Source organism: Pelomonas nitida (genome assembly GCF_043555975.1).
GTDB classification, from domain to species: Bacteria; Pseudomonadota; Gammaproteobacteria; order Burkholderiales; family Burkholderiaceae_C; genus Pelomonas; species Pelomonas nitida.
Map to the genome: position 1 here is coordinate 273,096 of NZ_JBIGIA010000001.1, position 19,034 is coordinate 292,129.

Annotated in this window: 13 protein-coding genes; 2 read left to right on the forward strand and 11 right to left on the reverse strand. The window is 67.8% G+C overall.

Features of this window, described 5'->3' with window-relative positions; all coding sequences use genetic code 11:
- Window positions 1-145: 145 nt before the first annotated feature.
- Window positions 146-1,570, forward strand: a complete 1,425-nt coding sequence (gene dnaB / locus ACG00X_RS01225; protein ID WP_394486104.1) for a replicative DNA helicase — start codon at window positions 146-148, stop codon at window positions 1,568-1,570.
- A 35-nt stretch (window positions 1,571-1,605) separates the two neighbouring features.
- Here dnaB and ACG00X_RS01230 read toward each other — a convergent pair whose 3' ends face one another.
- Window positions 1,606-2,907: an MFS transporter gene (locus ACG00X_RS01230; RefSeq protein WP_394486105.1), complete on the reverse strand. Its 1,302-nt coding sequence runs from the start codon at window positions 2,905-2,907 to the stop codon at window positions 1,606-1,608.
- Window positions 2,908-3,106: 199 nt separating this feature from the next.
- Between ACG00X_RS01230 and ACG00X_RS01235 the strand changes: the two genes are divergently transcribed.
- Window positions 3,107-4,231: a PA0069 family radical SAM protein gene (locus tag ACG00X_RS01235; protein ID WP_394486106.1), complete on the forward strand. Its 1,125-nt coding sequence runs from the start codon at window positions 3,107-3,109 to the stop codon at window positions 4,229-4,231.
- A 54-nt stretch (window positions 4,232-4,285) separates the two neighbouring features.
- On the opposite strand, the gene ACG00X_RS01240 is transcribed toward ACG00X_RS01235, so the two are convergent.
- From ACG00X_RS01240 to dnaG, 10 genes are all read right to left on the reverse strand, one after another.
- The gene (locus ACG00X_RS01240) at window positions 4,286-5,959 is read right to left on the reverse strand and encodes a phosphoethanolamine transferase (RefSeq protein ID WP_394486107.1); all 1,674 of its coding nucleotides are present in this window, start codon (window positions 5,957-5,959) and stop codon (window positions 4,286-4,288) included.
- Window positions 5,960-6,071: 112 nt separating this feature from the next.
- Window positions 6,072-7,703: a response regulator gene (locus ACG00X_RS01245; protein ID WP_394486108.1), complete on the reverse strand. Its 1,632-nt coding sequence runs from the start codon at window positions 7,701-7,703 to the stop codon at window positions 6,072-6,074.
- A gap of 265 nt (window positions 7,704-7,968) precedes the next feature.
- Window positions 7,969-9,120, reverse strand: coding sequence for a molecular chaperone DnaJ (gene dnaJ, locus ACG00X_RS01250; protein ID WP_394486109.1), 1,152 nt, complete (start codon window positions 9,118-9,120; stop codon window positions 7,969-7,971).
- A gap of 68 nt (window positions 9,121-9,188) precedes the next feature.
- Complete coding sequence (gene dnaK, locus ACG00X_RS01255) at window positions 9,189-11,159, reverse strand: molecular chaperone DnaK (RefSeq protein ID WP_394486110.1); 1,971 nt, start codon at window positions 11,157-11,159, stop codon at window positions 9,189-9,191.
- 129 nt (window positions 11,160-11,288) lie between these two features.
- The gene (grpE, locus tag ACG00X_RS01260; RefSeq protein WP_394486111.1) at window positions 11,289-11,804 is read right to left on the reverse strand and encodes a nucleotide exchange factor GrpE; all 516 of its coding nucleotides are present in this window, start codon (window positions 11,802-11,804) and stop codon (window positions 11,289-11,291) included.
- Window positions 11,805-11,884: 80 nt separating this feature from the next.
- On the reverse strand, window positions 11,885-12,307 hold the full coding sequence (locus ACG00X_RS01265) for an RNA-binding S4 domain-containing protein (RefSeq protein ID WP_394486112.1): 423 nt from the start codon (window positions 12,305-12,307) through the stop codon (window positions 11,885-11,887).
- On the reverse strand, window positions 12,304-13,398 hold the full coding sequence (gene hemH, locus ACG00X_RS01270) for a ferrochelatase (RefSeq protein WP_394486113.1): 1,095 nt from the start codon (window positions 13,396-13,398) through the stop codon (window positions 12,304-12,306). Before hemH ends, ACG00X_RS01265 begins: the two co-directional genes overlap by 4 nt.
- 19 nt (window positions 13,399-13,417) lie before the next feature.
- Window positions 13,418-14,386, reverse strand: a complete 969-nt coding sequence (locus ACG00X_RS01275) for an adenylate/guanylate cyclase domain-containing protein (RefSeq protein WP_394486114.1) — start codon at window positions 14,384-14,386, stop codon at window positions 13,418-13,420.
- Between the two features lie 161 nt (window positions 14,387-14,547).
- Window positions 14,548-16,752 carry an RNA polymerase sigma factor RpoD gene (rpoD, locus tag ACG00X_RS01280; protein ID WP_394486115.1) on the reverse strand — a complete coding sequence of 735 codons (2,205 nt, stop codon included), beginning with the start codon at window positions 16,750-16,752 and terminating at the stop codon, window positions 14,548-14,550.
- A gap of 335 nt (window positions 16,753-17,087) precedes the next feature.
- Window positions 17,088-19,034: a DNA primase gene (gene dnaG / locus ACG00X_RS01285; RefSeq protein WP_394486116.1), complete on the reverse strand. Its 1,947-nt coding sequence runs from the start codon at window positions 19,032-19,034 to the stop codon at window positions 17,088-17,090.

A 19,034-nucleotide genomic window follows, 5' to 3' on the forward strand; every position in this document is an offset into this window, starting at 1 on the left:
CTGATGGCGCGGTGACATCGAGTCACCGCAACATCGAACGAAGGCCGATACCCTCCAGGGTTTCGGCCTTCGGTTTTTCCGGCCAGCGTTTTCCCGCACAACCCACCGGTTGGGCCCAGCTCGTCCACAGCGTTATCCACAAGCGATGTCCGCGATCCTTCCCGCTTCTTCCTCCTCCGCGTCGCAAGACGACGAAGTCGCGCGGCTGCGCGTGCCGCCGCATTCGGTCGAGGCCGAGTACAGCGTGCTCGGCGGCTTGCTGATCGACAACTCCGCGTGGGACCGCGCGGGCGACTTGCTGACCGACAGCGACTTCTATCGCTTCGAGCACAAGCACATCTTTGCGGCCATCGGCAAGCTCATCAACGCAGGCAAGCCGGCCGACGTGGTGACGGTGTTCGACGAACTCACATCCGTCGGGCGCGCCGAGGAATGCGGCGGCTTGGCCTACCTGAATTCCATTGCGCAGAGCGTGCCCAGCGCCGCCAACCTGCGCCGTTACGCCGAGATCGTTCGTGAGCGCGCCATCCTGCGCAAGCTGGTGGCCACCAGCGACGAGATCGCGACCGCCGCGCTGAACCCCCAGGGCCGCGCGGTCACGCAGATCCTCGACGAGGCCGAGGGCAAGATCTTTCGCATCGGCGAAGAAGGCTCGCGCAGCCGCCAGGGCTTCCAGAGCATGGACAACCTCGTCGTCGCGCTGATCGACCGCGTCAACGAGCTGGCGGAGGCCGGCCACCAGGACGTCACCGGCGTGCGCACGGGCTTCTACGACCTCGACAAGCAGACCGCCGGCCTGCAGCCGGGCGACCTGATCGTGCTGGCGGCGCGCCCGTCCATGGGCAAGACGGCGTTCGCGGTGAACATCGCCGAGAACGTGGCCATCAACGAGGGCCTGCCCGTCGTCATCTACTCGATGGAAATGGGCGCTGCGCAGCTGGCCTTGCGGATGGTGGGCTCCATCGGTCGTATCGACCAGAGCCACCTGCGCACCGGCCAGTTGGCCGACGACGAATGGGGGCGGCTGTCGGAGGCGGTCGACAAGCTGGGCAAGGCCAGCATCTTCATCGACGAGAGCCCGGGCCTGAGTCCGTCCGAAGTGCGCGCTCGCGCCCGCCGCCAGGCCCGCATCTGCGGTCAGCTCGGTCTGATCGTCATCGACTACCTGCAGCTGATGACGGGCAACGGCGGTGGCAACGAGGAAAACCGGGCGACCGTGCTGGGCGAGATCTCGCGGGGCCTGAAGGCGCTGGCGAAGGAGCTGAAGTGCCCGGTCATTGCGCTGTCGCAGCTGAACCGCTCGGTGGAGCAGCGTCCTGACAAGCGGCCCATGATGTCCGACCTGCGCGAATCCGGCGCCATCGAGCAGGACGCCGACATCATCATGTTCATCTATCGGGACGAGTACTACACCAAGGACGAGTGCAAGGAGCCGGGTGTGGCCGAGATCATCATCGCCAAGCAGCGTAACGGCCCGGTGGGCACGGTGAAGCTGGCCTTCCAGCGCATGCACACCAAGTTCGAGAACCTCGCGCCGGGCTATATCGGCGTGGAGCGCGACGAATACTGAGCGCCGTTCCCGGCGGGCCTTGGAGGCGTGGCCCGTCAGTGTGCCGTCGGCTGCAGGCTGTCCCGCTGCGCCAGCGCAGGGAAGAGCTTGAACCACACGCCGACGACCACCAGCACGCCGACGCCGCCCAGTAGCACCGAGCCGACGGGGCCCAGTAGCGCAGCGGTCGCGCCGGACTCGAACTCGCCGAGCTGGTTGCTGGCGCCGATGAAGACGGAGTTGACGGCGCCCACGCGGCCGCGCATGTCGTCGGGCGTTTCCAGCTGCACCAGCGACTGGCGGATGACCACGCTTACCATGTCGGCGGCGCCGCTGATGGCCAAGGCGATGAAGGCGACGGCGAACGACGTGGTCAGCGCGAAGCCGATCATCGACAGGCCGAATACCGCCACGGCGCTCAGCAGCCAGTGGCCGGCGCGGCGGGCGATGGGCCGGCGTGACAGCCACAGGCCCACCAGCACGGCGCCCAGTGCCGGCGCACCGCGCAGCAGCCCCAGGCCTTCGGGGCCGGTGTGGAGGATGTCGCGCACGAAGATGGGCAGCAGGGCGGTCGCCCCGCCCAGCAGCACGGCGAACAAGTCCAGCGAGATGGCACCCAGCACGACGGGCCGCTGCCAGATGAAGCGGATGCCGGCGGTCAGCTGCGCGATGCCCGGTGCTGCACGGCGCGCCTGCAGCGGCCGGTGCCGGATGGCCAGCACGGCCACCACGGCCGCCACCAGCAGCGCCAGCGACACGCCGTAGACGATGGCGGCGCCCCAGTGCGCTGCGGCACTGCTGGCCGTGCTGTGCTCGATGAGCGCGGCGGCCCAGGGGCCCAGCGCGTACAGCACGCCGCCGAGCGCCGGGCCGGCGATGATGGCCGCCTGCATGGTCGAACTGGACGTGGCGACCGCGCGCGGCAGCAGGGTGGGCGGCACCAGGGCCGGCAGCAAGGCCTGCTGTGCCGGCATCTGCAGCGCGCGCGCACAGCCCAGCACCACCGACAGCGCCAGGATGAGATGCGGCCCGACCCAGCCACCGCCACTGGCCAGCGCCAGGCAGGTGGCCGTCAGCAACTGCAGCCCGAGGCTGGCGGCCAGCAGCAGCCGGCGGTCATGCGAGTCGACCAGATGGCCGGCGGGCAGTGTCAGCAGCAGCGCTGGCAGGAACTGCGCCAGGCCGACGAGGCCCAGGTCCCAGGCGCTGGCGGTCAGGTCGTACATCTGCCAGCCCAGGGCCACCATCAGCATCTGGTTGGCGGCGCCGCCGGTCACGCGCGCGGCCAGCAGCCGCAGGTAGTCGAATTGGTCGCGCAGCCGGGCGCTGCCTGGGGCACTGGGTTCTTGCAGGATCATCGGCGCGAGTCTACTGACGGGATGGGGGTCTACCCTGAGGTCATGGGGGCGGCGCCTTCGTCAATCACTGGTCGCCCTTGCGGCGCGGCGTGAACCGCAGAGGCACGCTGCGCGGGCTGGTGCGCTGCGCCGGGCGCCCAGCCGGGCTGGCGCGCCGTGTCTGCAAGCGCAGCCATTGAATGCTGTATATATTTACAGCATGTCGCGCACGCCATCCCGCATCGCCACCGCCCAGCCGGCGCTGGTCCCCATCGACGCCATCAAGGGCCGCGGCACGGCCACGGCCATGCCGCACCGGTTCGAGCAGCGCGAGCGCGAGCAGTATGACGACGGCTGGGGCTCGCTGGACCAGCAGGCCGCCGAGGAGCATGTGCCCGTTGCCACGCAAGTCATCGAGGAGCTGGCCAAAAAGATCGTCACCAGCAACCAGTCGCCCGACATCTCCTTCGACTATTCGATCAACCCGTATCGCGGCTGCGAGCACGGCTGCGTGTACTGCTTCGCGCGGCCCACGCACAGCTACCTGAACCTCTCGCCGGGGCTGGATTTCGAGACCCGCATCGTCGCCAAAATCAACGCCGCCGAACGCCTGCGCGAGACGCTGGCGTCGCCACGCTACGAGCCGCGCTCGCTGGTGCTCGGCACGGCGACAGACGCCTACCAGCCCGTCGAGCGCCGCCTCTGCATCACCCGCCGCATCGTCGAGGTGCTGGCCGAGGCGCAGCACCCGTTCTCCGTCGTCACGAAGAGCAGCGGCATCGAGCGCGACCTCGACCTCATCGCGCCCCTGGCCGCGCAAGGCTTGGTGTCGGTCTACCTGTCGGTCACGACGCTGGACAACGATCTGGCCCGCATCCTGGAGCCGCGCGCGGCAGCGCCGGCGCGGCGGCTGCGCACGATCAAGGCGTTGGCGGATGCCGGCGTGCCGGTGGGCGTCAGCGTGTCGCCCATCATCCCGTTCATCAACGAGCCGGAGCTGGAGCGCATCCTCGAAGCCGCCGCCGAGGCTGGCGCGCAAAGCGCCTTCAGCATCCCGGTGCGGCTGCCCTGGGAGGTGAACCCGTTGTTCCAGGACTGGCTGCGGCAGCACTTCCCCGACCGTGCCGACCGCGTGATGGCCCGCATCCGCGACATGCGCGGCGGCAAGGACAACGACGCCCGCTTCGGTACGCGCTTCACGGGTGAGGGCGTGTGGGCCGAGCTGCTGCGCGCGCGCCTGCGTCGGGCTGCCGCCAAGCTGGGGTTGCGCACCGAGCGCCGGCCGGTGCAGCTGGCGCTGTTCAACCGGCCACGCAAGCCGTCGGCGCAGGGGGATCTTTTTTAGTCGGTTGGGGACAGAGCTACTCGCTGCGCTCGGGCGGTCTGTCCCGCAAGGTCTTCAGTTTCGGCAACCCGCCAGCAAGTCCCACTCCGGCTTGTAGACATCCGCCCGCGCGCCCACCCAGCCCATCGTGGTGTGGAACAGGTTGTCGTGCGACGCCGGCTTGTCACGCAGCGCAGCCAGGCAGCCGGGCTTCAGTGACGCGGCCAGCGCGCCGTTCTCGGGCACCCACAGGATCATGGGCACATGCGTCTGCTCGGCCGGCGCCATCGCGTAGGGCATGCCGTGCAGGTAGAGGCCGTTCTCGCCCAGCGATTCGCCATGGTCGGAGACGTAGAGCATGCCGACATCGAAGGCCTGCTGCGTCTGCAGCCAGGCGATGGAGCGGGCCAGCAGGCGGTCGGTCGTCACCAGCGTGTTGTCGTACCCGTTGACGACCTGCTGGCGTTCGCAGGATTGCAGCTGGTTGCTCTTGCACTCGGGCAGGAAGGCCTTGAGGTCGTCGGGCGAACGCTTGAAGTAGGCGGGGCCGTGGCTGCCCATCTGGTGCATGACCAGCACGAGGCCGCGCTTGACGCGCTCGGGGTCCAGTGCGGCGATGCGCTTGTCCAGCTCGTGCAGCAGCGCCTCGTCGAAGCACTCGTCGCCGTCGAGTTCGTCCTTGTGGCACAGGCTGCCCGGCAGCGGCGCGGCACCCTCGGGCAGCTTGGACGTGGGGCTGTTGGGCACGCGGTCGCACAGGCCTTTGCAGCCGCTCTGGTTGTCCAGCCACAGCACGGCCAGGCCGGCGCGCTGCAGCACGTCGAGCAGGTTCTCCTGCGGCTTGTCGGCATTGAAGCCGCCGCGCCCCTGCGGCGCGAACATGCAGGGCAGCGAGGCGGCCGTGGCGGTGCCGCAGGAGCTCACGTCCTTCAGGCTGACGACCGGCAGTTTCGACAGTTCCGGGTTGGTGTTGCGCGCGTAGCCGTTGAGGCTGAAGTTCATCGACCGCGCCGTCTCGCCGACGACCAACAGCAGCAGCGGCGGCTTGCTGCCTTCGGCGCGCGGCAGCAGATGAGCATCGGCGCCGATGACGACCGGCGGGCCCTTGGGGCCGGACAGGCTGCGCACGCCGACGATGCTGACCGAGTACACGGCGTTCAGCGGCGTGACCATGTAGCGGATGGACTTGTTGTTGCGCATGGTCGAGGACAGCGTCGCGAACACGCTGATCGCGAGCACCACCATGGCCACCAGGCCCAGGCCGAAGCTGGCCAGATTGCCGCCCAGCCGTTTGCCGGCCGATTGCGCCGGCGCCTTGGGCCGACGCAGCAGCCACCAGGCGGGCAGGGCGCCCAGCACGATCAGGCTGGCGAACAGCTTCCAGCTCAGCAGGTCGCGGGTTTCGCGCACGTCGGTCTGCGCCATGTTCACGACCATGGTGGGATCGAACACGATGCCGTAGCTGCCGATGAAGTAGGCGAGCGAGCCGGCACTCAGCAGCAGCACGACGAGCACGCCCTTGATGAGCCGCGGCCAGGCCAGCAGGCTCAGCACGGCGCCGGTGGCGGCCACCACCATGCCGGCGAAGGCCAGCGTGAAGCCGATGCCGATGCCGGGCTGGGCCTGCAACTGCTTCCACAGCGGCCAGTTGGCCAGCAAGCCCATCCACAGCGCGGCCAGCCAGGCCTGGGTGAGGGGGCGGGAGGTGTCGGGGCGGAACCAGGACAGCAGGCGGGCGGGCAGGGACATCGGCTAGGTGGCGAGGGAAGGGCTGGTAGGGGCCGGGCGGAGGAGGGAACGGCCGGCTGCATTCTCGCGGCGCCGCATGACGGCAAGCCTCGGGAAAAACGGTGGTGAACCTTCAGGCCGCGGCCGGCGTGGAATGGGTGCGCAGCGCCAGCCCGCCGGTTGCGCGGGCCTTGGCGTGATCGCTGCCCATGGGCAGCACATAGCGGGCGTGCAGGTCCTCGATGCGCACGGCCAGCTCGGCGGCTTCTTCGATCTTGTCGGCATGGCGCTTGAGCACCAGGCCGGCCATGTCGATGAGCTTGGCGTTACGCGTCAAGCCGCCCTGCTGGATGAGCAGCTCCACCGCCACCTTGGCCGTGCCGCGCATGGAGTGGCGCATCGCCGTTTCGGCGACGCTGAAGATCTGATGGTGGCAGTCACGGAACTGGTCGACCGCGCCCTGGTGCGCCTCGGAGATGGCCACCAGGATCTCGGTGCTGGCCTTGGCCGAGCAGTGCCGCATGCCCAGGGTCTTCAGGATGGGCATCATCTCCTCGAGCTCGACTTCCTGGCTGGACAGGCGGATCCACAGCGCCGTCAGCAGCGACGCAGCTTCGAGGTCGAAATTACCCTCGTCGGCATGAGCGGTGAACTCGCGCGCCATCACGAGCGCCTGGCCGACGCGGCGCTCCAGCAAGAACGCGAGGCCGCGAAAGACGAGGTCGAAGCGACGCAGCCGGATGGAGCCCGGGGCGCGTTCCATCGCGGCGGTCAGCGCGTCGTGGGCGTACTTGAAGCCTTTGAAGTCTTTCTGGTCGAAGCGCATGAGGCCGACAAGCACGAGGCTGAGCATGTCGAACAGCTTGGAGCGCAGGCCTTGCGACATGGCGCGCTCCAGCATGCGCAGCGCCTCCTCGCGCTGCCCGGCATAAAAACCCAGCGCCCCGCAGCGCTGCAGCCGCAGCAGGCAGCCCGGCGTCAGCGTGGTGGCGATCTGGTAGGTCTTCAGCGCTTCTTGCAGGTCGCCCTGCTCCATCTGCACATGGCCCATCAGGTCGTGGGAGTCCGCGTAGTCGGGCAGCTCGCCGATGAGGTTCTCCAGCGTGCGCCGGGCCTTCTGCAGATTGCCGCTGGCCACTTCGGCGCGCGCGACACCCAGCCGCGCCCAGGGCACGGTCTTGGCGGCGATGATGGCTTCGTACAGCAGCCGGGCGTCATCGAAACGCTTGAGCCGCAACAGCAGCTCGGCGCCGATGCGTGCGGCGTACAGCCAGTACTTGCCCTTGGCTTCGAAACGCGCCAGGCACAGGTTGGCGGCCGTCTCGAAATCCTGGTTTTCGATGGCCTCGAAGATGTCCTTCAGGATGCGCTTGCGCAAGCGGGCGCTGGCCAGCCGCTCGGCGAGGTTGGCGCTGGTGTAGGGCTTGATCAGGTAGGCGTCCAGCGCCGCCTCGGCGGCCTCCGCCACCTTGGCGTAGGTGGCTTCGCTGGTCACCATGACGAAGACGGTGGAGTAGGGCAGCAGGCCCTCGCGGCGCAGTTCGTCCAGCAGGTCCTGCCCCGACGCGTCCGTGCCACCGAAGTGGTAGTCGCACAGCACGATGTCGAAGGTCTGGTGCTCCAGCATGACGCGGGCATCCTTCACGCGCGGCGTCTGGCGCACCGTGCCGACGCCCAGGTCGCGCAGCTGCGCAGACATCAGGCTGCGTGAGGTGGCATTGCTGTCGATGATGAGTGCCGACGCGTCCTGGATGGTGTCGTCCATCAGGAACATGCGACCCCCATGACCGGCCCGGGGCCGGGATGTTGGGTGGGCGCGCGCTTCGTACGGGTCACGGGTGGGTCATCGGTCGGGCAACCCGTTGACTGTAGGACGTCGTCAACCGGCAGCGTGAGCTGGTTTGCCTGGAGTGAGGGCCTGACGTGACTTTAGGCGCAGGGCCGTGCGGATGCAGTCGGGCCGACCCCTTGACACAAAAAAAGCCGCAGGGCCCGGGCGGGCCGCTGCGGCTTGGCGCGTGAGCGCGGGCTTACTTGAACAGGTCCTTGACCCGGTCCGTCCAGCTCTTGGCATTGGGCGAGTGCTTCTCGCCGCCCTTCTTGAGCGATTCGTCGAGCTCCTTGAGCAGCTTCTTCTGGTGCTCGGTGAGCTTGACCGGCGTCTCCACGGCGATGTGGCAGTACAGGTCGCCGGGGTAGCTGGAGCGCACGCCCTTGATGCCCTTGCCGCGCAGGCGGAAGGTCTTGCCGTGCTGCGTGCCCTCGGGCAGCTCGATCTCGGCCTTGCCGCCCAGCGTGGGCACCTCGATGCTGCCGCCCAGCGCCGCCGTGACGAGCGAGACGGGCATGGTGCAGTGCAGGTCGTCGCCGTCGCGCTCGAAGAGGTCGTGCTGCTTGATGCGGATCTCGATGTAGAGGTCGCCCGCCGGGCCGCCGTTCACGCCGGGCTCGCCATTGCCCGCCGAGCGGATGCGCATGCCCTCGTTGATGCCGGCCGGGATCTTGACCTCCAGCGTCTTCTGCTTCTTGACCTTGCCCTGGCCGTTGCAGCTGGTGCAGGGGTCGGGAATGATCTTGCCGGTGCCGTGGCAGTGCGGGCAGGTCTGCTGGATGCTGAAGAAGCCCTGGCGCATGTGCACGGTGCCGGAGCCCCCACATGAGCCGCAGCTCTTGGCGCTGGTGCCCGGCTTGGCGCCCGTGCCGCCGCAGGTCTCGCAGCCTTCCCAGCTGGGGATGCGGATCTGCGTTTCCTTGCCGCGGGCGGCTTCTTCCAGCGTGATCTCCATCGCGTAGCTGAGGTCGCTGCCGCGATAGACCTGCTGGCCGCCGCCGCCGCGGCGGCCGCCACTCTGGCCGCCGAAGATGTCGCCGAAGATGTCGCCGAAGGCCTCGGCAAAGCCGCCAAAGCCTTCCGCGCCCGGGCCGCCACGGCCGGCGCCCATGTTGGGGTCCACGCCGGCATGGCCGTACTGGTCGTAGGCCGCGCGCTTTTGCGCATCGGAGAGCATCTCGTAGGCCTCCTTGGCCTCCTTGAATTTCTCCTCGGCCGCCTTGGCTTCGTCACCCTGGTTGCGGTCAGGGTGGAACTTCATGGCCAGCTTGCGGTAGGCCTTCTTGATCTCGTCCTCGGACGCGGTCTTGGCGACGCCGAGGACCTCGTAGTAATCGCGCTTGGAAGCCATGCTCGTCTCTCAAAAGCAGCAAAGGCCCGGATGCGTCTGGACGCTTCCGGGCCGAGGTCGTCGAAGGATTACTTGCTGTCCTTGACTTCCTTGAACTCGGCATCGACGACGTTGTCGTCGGCCGGGCGCTTGGTTTCGCCCTGATGGGACGAGGACTGCGTGGCCTGCGGCTGCTCGGCGCCACCGGCGGCGGCGCCCGCAGCGGCCTGGGCGGCCTGCTGGTCAGCGTAGATCTTCTCGCCCAGCTTCTGGCTGGCCGTCATCAGCGCCTCGGTCTTGGACTCGATGGCCGCCTGGTCGTCGCCCTTGATGGCTTCTTCCAGGTCCTTGGCGGCGGCTTCGATCTTGTCCTTCTCGGCCGCATCCAGCTTGTCGCCATGCTCGGCCACGGACTTGCGCACGCTGTGCACCAGGCCGTCGGCCTGGTTGCGGGCCTGCACCAGCTCGACCTTCTTCTTGTCCTCGGCCGCGTTGGCTTCGGCGTCCTTCACCATCTTCTCGATCTCGGCCTCAGACAGGCCCGAGTTCGCCTTGATGGTGATCTTGTTTTCCTTGCCGGTGCCCTTGTCCTTGGCGCCGACGTGCAGGATGCCGTTGGCGTCGATGTCGAAGGAGACCTCGATCTGCGGGATGCCGCGCGGTGCCGGCGGGATGCCTTCGAGGTTGAACTCGCCCAGCGACTTGTTGGCCTGGGCCAGCTCGCGCTCGCCCTGGTAGACCTTGATGGTCACGGCCGGCTGGTTGTCGTCAGCGGTCGAGAAGGTCTGAGAGAACTTGGTCGGGATGGTCGTGTTCTTCTTGATCATCTTCGTCATCACGCCGCCCAGGGTCTCGATGCCCAGGGACAGCGGGGTGACGTCCAGCAGCAGCACGTCCTTGCGCTCGCCGCCCAGGACCTGGCCCTGGATGGCGGCACCGACGGCCACGGCCTCGTCGGGGTTGACGTCCTTGCGCGGCTCCTTGCCGAAGAACTCCTTGACCTTGTCCTGCACCTTGGGCATGCGGGTCATGCCGCCGACCAGGATCACGTCATCGATGTCCGACACCGACACGCCGGCATCCTTGATGGCGATGCGGCAGGGCGCGATGGTGCGCTCGATCAGCTCGTCCACCAGGCTCTCCAGCTTGGCGCGGGTGAGCTTCACGTTCAGGTGCTTCGGGCCCGAGGCGTCGGCCGTGATGTAGGGCAGGTTGACGTCGGTCTGCGACGAGTTGGACAGCTCGATCTTGGCCTTCTCGGCGGCTTCCTTCAGGCGCTGCAGGGCCAGCACGTCCTTGGTCAGGTCGACGCCTTGTTCCTTTTTGAACTCGGTGACGATGTAGTCGATGATGCGCTGGTCGAAGTCTTCACCGCCCAGGAAGGTGTCGCCGTTGGTCGACAGCACTTCGAACTGCTTCTCGCCGTCCACGTCGGCGATCTCGATGATGGACACGTCGAACGTGCCGCCACCCAGGTCATACACGGCGATCTTGCGGTCGCCCTTGCCGTGCTTGTCCAGGCCGAAGGCCAGGGCCGCAGCGGTGGGCTCGTTGATGATGCGCTTGACGTCCAGGCCGGCGATGCGGCCGGCGTCCTTGGTGGCCTGGCGCTGGGCGTCGTTGAAGTAGGCCGGCACCGTGATGACGGCTTCGGTCACTTCCTCGCCGAGGTAGTCCTCGGCCGTCTTCTTCATCTTGCGCAGCACTTCGGCGCTGACCTGCGGCGGCGCGAACTTCTTGCCGCGCACTTCCACCCAGGCGTCACCGTTGTCGGCAGCGGCGATGGTGTAGGGCATCAGGTCGATGTCCTTCTGCACTTCCTTCTCGGCGAACTTGCGGCCGATCAGGCGCTTCACCGCGTACAGCGTGTTCTTCGGGTTGGTCACCGACTGGCGCTTGGCCGAGGCGCCGACGAGGATCTCGCCGTCTTCCTGGTAAGCAATGATGGACGGCGTGGTGCGGGCACCTTCGGCGTTTTCGATCACGCGGGTGGTGTTGCCTTCCATGACCGCGACGCACGAGTTGGTGGTGCCGAGGTCAATGCCGATGATCTTTCCCATGTGGAACTCCTGAAGAATCTGTTGGATGTTTTCGAGTTGTGGATAACTTGCGCCGTTTCAAGGGACGGCAGCAGGTGAACTAGTGAGGACAGAGCATGTTGCTGCGCGCCAAGGTCTGTCCCCAAGTCATTAGCGAGGTGCGGCAACCGTCACGAGCGCGGGCCGCAGCACGCGGTCGGCAATCAGGAAGCCCTTTTGCAGCACGGTGACGACCGTGTTGGCGTCCTGGTCGGCGGGCACCATGGAGATGGCCTGGTGCTGGTGCGGATCGAACTTCGTGCCGGCGGCCGGGTTGATCTCGATGACCTTGTTGCGCTCCAGCGCGCTGGCCAGCTGGCGGCGCGTGGCGTGCACGCCTTCGAGCACCACCTCGGCGGCAGCGCCGGGCGTCGCGATGGCGCCTTCCAGGCTGTCCATCACCGGCAGCATGGCCTCGGCGAAAGCCTCGACGGCGAACTTGCGGGCCTTGGCGATGTCTTCGTCGGCGCGGCGGCGCACGTTCTCGACTTCAGCCTTGGCGCGCAGGTAGGCGTCGCTCATCTCGGCGAGGCGGCCCTCCAGCTCGGCAATCTTGATCTCGGGGTTCAGGTCGGCGGCCGTGGGGGGGGTGGCGCCGTCTTCGGGCAGGGGGTTTTCGGTCGTCATGGCATGAAAGGATCGAATCGCGTCGAATTGAGGCGCGATGTCCCGGTTTCAAGAGGGGGATTGGAAAAGTTTGCTCGGGGTCAACCCGGATCGTCGTCGTCCAGCACGGCGGACCAGCGGTCCCAGTCGGCGAGCCGGCGGCGGTCCTGCTTGGTGGGGCGGCCCTGCTCGATGCTGGCGGCCGGCTCGGGTGCCAGGCGCCTGGCCTCGGCGGCCGCCTCGCGTGCGGTGATGCTGGCGGCTGTCTCGGCATAGAGCAGCTGCGCCTGTGGTGCCGGCCCGCGCTGCTGGGACAGGCCCTTGACCTCCACCTCGCGCGCCACCGTGCCGGTGCGCACGCTCAGCAGGTCGCCGACCTTGACGTCACGCGCCGGCTTGACCGGCTGGCCGGCCACCCGCACGCGGCCCAGGTTGATCTCGTCGACGGCCAGCGCGCGGGTCTTGTAGAAGCGGGCGGCCCACAGCCATTTGTCCAGGCGCATGCCGGCCGGCGCGTCGCTCATTCGCTCGCTCCGGCGGTGAGGGCGCGCTGGCGCTGCAGGGCCAGCGTGTCCGGGTGCGGCGCGTCGAGGGGCCAGCCCTGCAGATGCCTCTGCGCGAGGCCGGTGAGCGCGCGCATGCCGGCCGTGTGGTCGTTCAGGCAGGCGATGTAGCCGAAACGCTGGCCACCGGCCGCGAGGAAGGCGGCGCGCGCTTCCTGGTCGATCTCCTCCAGCGTCTCCAGGCAGTCGGCCGCAAACCCGGGGCAGATGACATCGACGGTCTTCAGCCCGCCCTTGGCCAGCTTCACGAGGCTGGGTTCGGTGTAGGGCTCCAGCCACTTGGCCTTGCCGAAGCGGCTCTGGAAGGTGACCAGCCACTGGCCGTCCTTCAGGCCCAGCGCCTCGGCCAGCAGGCGACCGGTCTTCAGGCATTCGCAGTGATACGGGTCGCCGAGCTGCAAGGTGCGGGCGGGCATGCCGTGAAAGCTCATCACCAGCTTGTCGGCGCGACCCTCGCGCTGCCAGTGTTCGCGCACCGTCTGCGCCAACGCGGCGATGTAGGCCGGGTCATCGTGGTAGCGGTTGATGAAGCGCAGCTCCGGCACATGGCGCGTGCGCAGCGCCCAGCGGGCCACGTCGTCGATGACGCTGGCCGTCGTCGCGCCGGAGTACTGCGGGTAGGCCGGCAGCACCAGCACGCGGCGCACGCCTTTGCGCTTGAGGGCGTCGAGCGCGTGCGCGATGGCCGGCTGGCCGTAGCGCATCGCATGCGCGACCCGCACGCGCAACCCGCGCTCGCCGAGCATGCCTTGCAGCAGCTTGGCCTGTTTTTCGGTCCACACCTTCAGCGGCGAGCCATCGGGCGTCCAGACGGTGGCGTACTTCGCTGCCGACTTGGCCGGGCGCACGCGCAGGATGATGCCGTGCAGGATCAGTGCCCACAGCAGCCGCGGGATCTCGACGACGCGCGGGTCCGACAGGAACTGCGCCAGGTAGCGGCGCAGCGCGGGCGCCGTCGGCGCGTCGGGCGTGCCGAGGTTGACGAGCAACACGGCCGTCTCGACGGCGGGGCCGGCGCCGTGGCGCTGCGGCGGTTCGGGGAGGAAGGGCATATCAGCAGGGCGCGGGCGGTCAGCGGCGAGGGCGCGTGCTGCCCAGGCCTTGCGGCACCGTGTCGGCGAAGTGCAGCACCTCGAAGCGCACGACGGGTGATTGCTCGTCGGTAGGCGGGCCGCCGAGGCCGATGACGCCGCGGCCATGCAGCGTGCAGCTGCCGCGCTTGAGGCTCAGCAGTTCGCCCGAATCGCCGAAGCGCACATAGGTGCCGTTGTAGGAGAGGTCGGTCAGCTCGAAGCTGCTGCCCTGCCAGTCGATGCGGGCATGCGAGCGCGACACGCGGCCGTCGGTGATGCAGTAGGTCGCCTGCACGCTGCGGCCCAGCACGATGGGCATGGCGCCGATGTCGAACACGCGGTCCAGGTCGTGCCACACGAGGCGCATGCCGTCGGGATCGACAGAGCGCATGGGTTCGCCGAACTGCGTCGCCGTGTCGTCCGCGCTGACGAGCGGCGCTGCATCCAGGCGATAGACGTGCACCGGCTCCACCCGCCCGCGCACGGGAATGCGGTCCAGGCTGCGGAAACGCCCCTTGGAGGCGTGGTGCAGGCCGGCCAGCACCTCGTCGGTGATGAGGATCTCGCCATCGCCGGCGTGGTCGATGAGCCGGGCTGCGACGTTCACTGCATCGCCGAAGCAGTCGCCGTTGAGCTCCACGACTTCGCCGCGCGCCAGCGCCACCTGCAGGCGCAGGGCCAGCATGGCGGGGTTGCTCTGGCGGCGCGCGCGCTGCACGGTCTTCTCCAGCAGCTCCTGCATGCGCTGCGCCGAGCGCACGCCGTCGCGCGGCGTCTCGAAGGCGGCCATCAGGCCATCGCCCAGCGTCTTGATCAGGTGGCCGCCGCTCTCCAGCACGGCTTCGCTGATCTGGCTCACGGTTTGCGTGACGAGGCCGCTGGCCTCTGCGTTGCCGAGGGATTCGTACAGCCCAGTGCTGCCACGCAGGTCGGCGAAGAGGACGGTGCGCTCGCGGATCGCAGTCATGAAAAGAAGTGTAGGACGCAAAAAAGGCCGGGAGCGCCGGCCTATGTGTCGGTGTGTGCGCAGCTTGTGCCGTGCCTCGCTGTGCGAGTCCCGCCGCAAACGCCGTGCGAGCTGCTGTGCAGCCCGCACCGCCTGGCGGCGGCCACGTTCCCGGCCAACCTTTACAGGTTGTCCAGGTACGTGCGGAGTTTGTCCGAGCGGCTGGGGTGCTTGAGCTTGCGGATGGCCTTGGCCTCGATCTGGCGGATGCGCTCACGCGTGACGTCGAACTGCTTGCCGACTTCTTCCAGCGTGTGGTCGCTCTGCATTTCGATGCCGAAGCGCATGCGCAGCACCTTGGCTTCGCGCGGCGTCAGCGAGTCGAGGATGTCCTTCACCACGTCGCGCAGGCCGGCCTGCATGGCGGCCTCGATGGGCGCCGTGTTGTTGGTGTCCTCGATGAAGTCGCCCAGGTGGCTGTCGTCGTCGTCGCCGATCGGCGTTTCCATGGAGATCGGCTCCTTGGCGATCTTCATGATCTTGCGGATCTTGTCTTCCGGGATCTCCATCTTCTCGGCCAGCGTCGGGGCGTCCGGCTCGTAGCCGAATTCCTGCAAGTGCTGGCGCGAGATGCGGTTCATCTTGTTGATCGTCTCGATCATGTGAACCGGGATGCGGATGGTGCGGGCCTGGTCGGCGATGGAGCGCGTGATGGCCTGGCGGATCCACCACGTGGCGTACGTCGAGAACTTGTAGCCGCGGCGGTATTCGAACTTGTCCACCGCCTTCATTAGGCCGATGTTGCCTTCCTGGATCAGGTCGAGGAACTGCAGGCCGCGGTTGGTGTACTTCTTGGCGATCGAGATCACGAGGCGCAGGTTGGCCTCGATCATTTCCTTCTTCGCGTCACGAGAGGCCTTCTCGCCCTCGTTCATCTTCTTGTTGATGTCCTTCAGGTCATCCAGCGGCACGACGGCCTTGGCCTGGATGTCCGTCAGCTTCTGCTGCAGTTCCTGCACGGGCGGCAGGTTGCGCGCGAGGATGGCGCTGTAGGGCTTGCCGGCCGCCACTTCCTTCTCGGCCCACTGCAGGTTCAGTGCGTTGGGCGGGAAGGTCTTGATGAAGTGCTCCTGCGGCATGCCGCACTTGTCCACGACGATCTTGCGCAGTTCGCGCTCGTAGCGGCGCACGTCGTCCACCTGGCTGCGCAGGATGTCGCACAGCTTCTCGATGGTCTTGACCGTGAAGCGGATCGTCATCAGCTCACTGCTGATGGCCTGCTGGGCCTTGTTGTAGGAGGCGGACTTGTAGCCTTCCTTCTCGAAGGCCTTGCGCATCTTGTCGAACGAGGCGGACATGGAGTCCAGCTTGAGCAGGGCGGCGTTCTTCAGCTCTTCGAGCTTCTTGGTCAGCGCCTTGGAGCCGCCATTGCCGTCGTCGTCGTCTTCCTCGTCGAACTCGTCGAAGTCTTCCTCGGCCACGTAGTCGTCGGCCTCGTCTTCGGCGACGAAGCCGTCGACGACGTCGGAGATCTGCATCTCGCCGGCGCGGATCTTGGTGGCGAACTCGAGGATGTGGGCGATGGTCGTCGGGGACGCCGAGATCGCCAGCATCATGGCCTGCAGGCCGCCTTCGATGCGCTTGGCGATCTCGATTTCGCCTTCACGCGTCAGCAGTTCCACCGTGCCCATTTCGCGCATGTACATGCGCACCGGGTCGGTCGTGCGGCCGAACTCGGAGTCCACCGTCGACAGCGCGGCTTCCGCAGCTTCTTCGGCTTCTTCTTCGGTCGACGTGGCTGTCGTGTTGCCCTGGATCAGCAGCGTGGCGGCGTCGGGCGCCTGCTCGTACACCGCGATGCCCATGTCGTTGAGCATGGACACGATGGCTTCGAGGATTTCCTCGCTGACCAGCTTCTCGGGCAAGTGGTCGTTGATTTCCTGATGCGTCAGGAAACCCCGCGTCTTGCCCATCTTGATGAGGGTCTTCAGCTCGCTGCGGCGCTTGAGGGCTTCTTCCTCGGTCAGCGCGGTCTCTTCGAGGCCGAATTCCCGCATCAGCGCGCGCTCCTTGGCGCGGCTGACCTTCATGCGCAGTGGCTTGGCCTTGGGCGTGTCTTCCGCGGCGGCGGCTTCCTCGACCTCGGGCTCCTCGGCTTCGCCTTCGACTTCGGCGTCGATGTCGGAGAAGTCCTCGTCTTCGTCGGCGTCCTTCTTGCCGGCCTTCTTGGACGTGGTTTCAGCCTTGGGCTTGCGGCCGCGCTTGGGCTTGTCTTCGTCCGCCCCCGCCTTGGCGGTCTTGGCGGCCGCAGCCTTGGCGGCGGGCTTCTTCTTCAGCTCTTCGGCGGGAGCGGGGCTGGCCTTGGTCGCGGTCTTCTTGGCGGTCATGCAGGTCCTTCGGCAGGTGCGCGGGAGGTTCTAAGGTTCAGATCGGAAATGCAGCAGCCACCGCAACCTGCCCGGGCGGGTCGTCAAGACCGGCGGGGCTGGGGCGGTGGCTTTCGTCACCGGGGTATCGACCGTCGAGTGGTGGAGGGACCCTGGCGTGCCGCGAACAAGCTGGCGTGATCGTTTGGTATGCAGAGCTGGCGGGTGTTTTGGCCATCAAAACTCTTGAATGAGTTGCCCAGTGTCGATGGGTGGCCGGGTCCGGCATTTCTCTGCCGTCACTCTTGTTGACGCGCGCGGAAAACGAGAGATTATCGGCGAAATTCGTCGGCAGTTCAAAGATCGGACGGTTTGGCCGCCGTGATGCCGTGCCGCTCCCGGGTGCGGGCGAGCGCTTCGAGGGCCCGGCGGCGGTCTTCGTCGGAGGCGCCGCTGCCGCCAGGCAAGGGGGCCGAGGTCTGCGAGCGCAGCCGCGAGACGGCATGGCCCAGGTCGCCGGCGGGGTCGGATTCCTCGATGCCGAGCGCCTGCACATGGCCGACCAGCCGGCCCAGCGCGTCGCCGAAGCCGTCGGCCGCCAGGCCGGCCTCGATGACGGCCCACGGGCTGGTGCCATGGTGGGTGAGGTGGCGCTCCAGCCAGTGGATCAGCTCGCCATGCGTGCCGGGCAGGTCGTGCAGCAGCGAGCGGTCTTCCTCGGCCAGCGCTTCCCACAGCTCGCTGTGCTGCAGCAGCAGCCGTACGGCGTTGTCGGTGGGTGTGACGGGTGTAGCGCGCGGCCCGGCCGGGCGCTGCTCCTCATCACGGCGCTTGCCTTTCCACTCGCCCTTGGGCTTCCATTCCCCCTTGGGCTTCCACTCGCTCTTGCTCTTGGATTTCCATGCCGGCTGGCCGTCTGGGGCGGCCGCTTGCTCCGGGTCGGTGGCCGGGGGGGGCGCAGGTTCGCCCAGCCACAGCGACTGGAGCTCCGCTTCGGGCATCTGGCCCTGGCGGGCCAGCTCGCCCAGCAGCTGGCGGCGCAGCAGGCCGTCGGGCAGCAGGTTCCACAGCGGGTGGGCCTGTTTGAGCATGCGTGCACGGCCCTCAGGCGTGCCGAGATCGCAGCCTTCGCCCGCAACCGTGCCGAGCTGGCGCGACAACGGCACGGCGCCCTCCACGCAGCGCTCGAACGCCTCGGCGCCGAGGTCGCGAACATAGGAGTCCGGGTCGTGCTCGGGTGGCAGGAACAGGAACTTGACGGTGCGCGTCTCGGTCACATGGGGCAGGGCAGCCTCCAGGGCTCGCACGGCGGCGCGACGGCCGGCGGCATCACCGTCGAAGCTGAAGACGACGCTGTCGGTGAAGCGAAAGAGCTTGTGGACGTGGTCGGCCGTGCAGGCCGTGCCCAGCGTCGCCACGGCGTTGCCAAAGCCGTGCTGGGCCAGGGCGACGACGTCCATATAGCCTTCGACGACCAGCGCATAGCCACGCTGGCGCAGCGCGGTGCGGGCTTCGTAGAGCCCGTAGAGCTCGCGCCCCTTGCTGAAGACCGGTGTTTCCGGGGAGTTCAGGTACTTGGGCTCGCCGCGGTCCAGCACGCGGCCGCCGAAGCCGATCACGTCGCCCTGCACGTTGCGGATCGGGAACATGACGCGGTCGCGGAAGCGGTCGTAGCGCTTGCTGGACTGCGCGCCTCGGCCGCCGGTTGCGGCGCCGGGCTCCTCGCCCGGCCCGGCGTCCGGTGTGATGACGAGGCCGGACTCGACGAGCTGCGGGTCGTCGTAGGACGGGAAGCCACTGGCCAGCGAACGCCAGCCTTCCGGGGCATAACCCAGGCCGAAGCGGGCGGCGATCTGCCCGGTCAGGCCGCGTCCCTTCAGGTAGGCGACGGCCCGCTCGGACTTGCGCAGCTGCGCCTTGTAGAACTCGGTGGCGCGGGCCAGCACGTCGGTGAGGCTGTGCTGCTTCTCCTTTTCGGCCTTGGCCCGCTCGCGTTGTTCGGGGCTGCGCTCGTCCTGTGGCACCACCATGCCGACCTGCTGGGCCAGGTCCTCCACGGCTTCGACGAAGCTCGCGCCGGTGTGCTCCATCAGGAAGCCGATGGCGTTGCCGTGCACGCCGCAGCCGAAGCAGTGGTAGGTCTGGCGGCTGGGGCTGACGATGAAGCTGGGCGACTTCTCGCCGTGGAAAGGGCACAGGCCTTTGTGGTTGATGCCGGCCTTCTTCAGGTCGACATGACGGCCGACCACCTCGACGACGTCGACACGTGCCAGCAGATCGTGGATGAAGCCTTGGGGAATCAC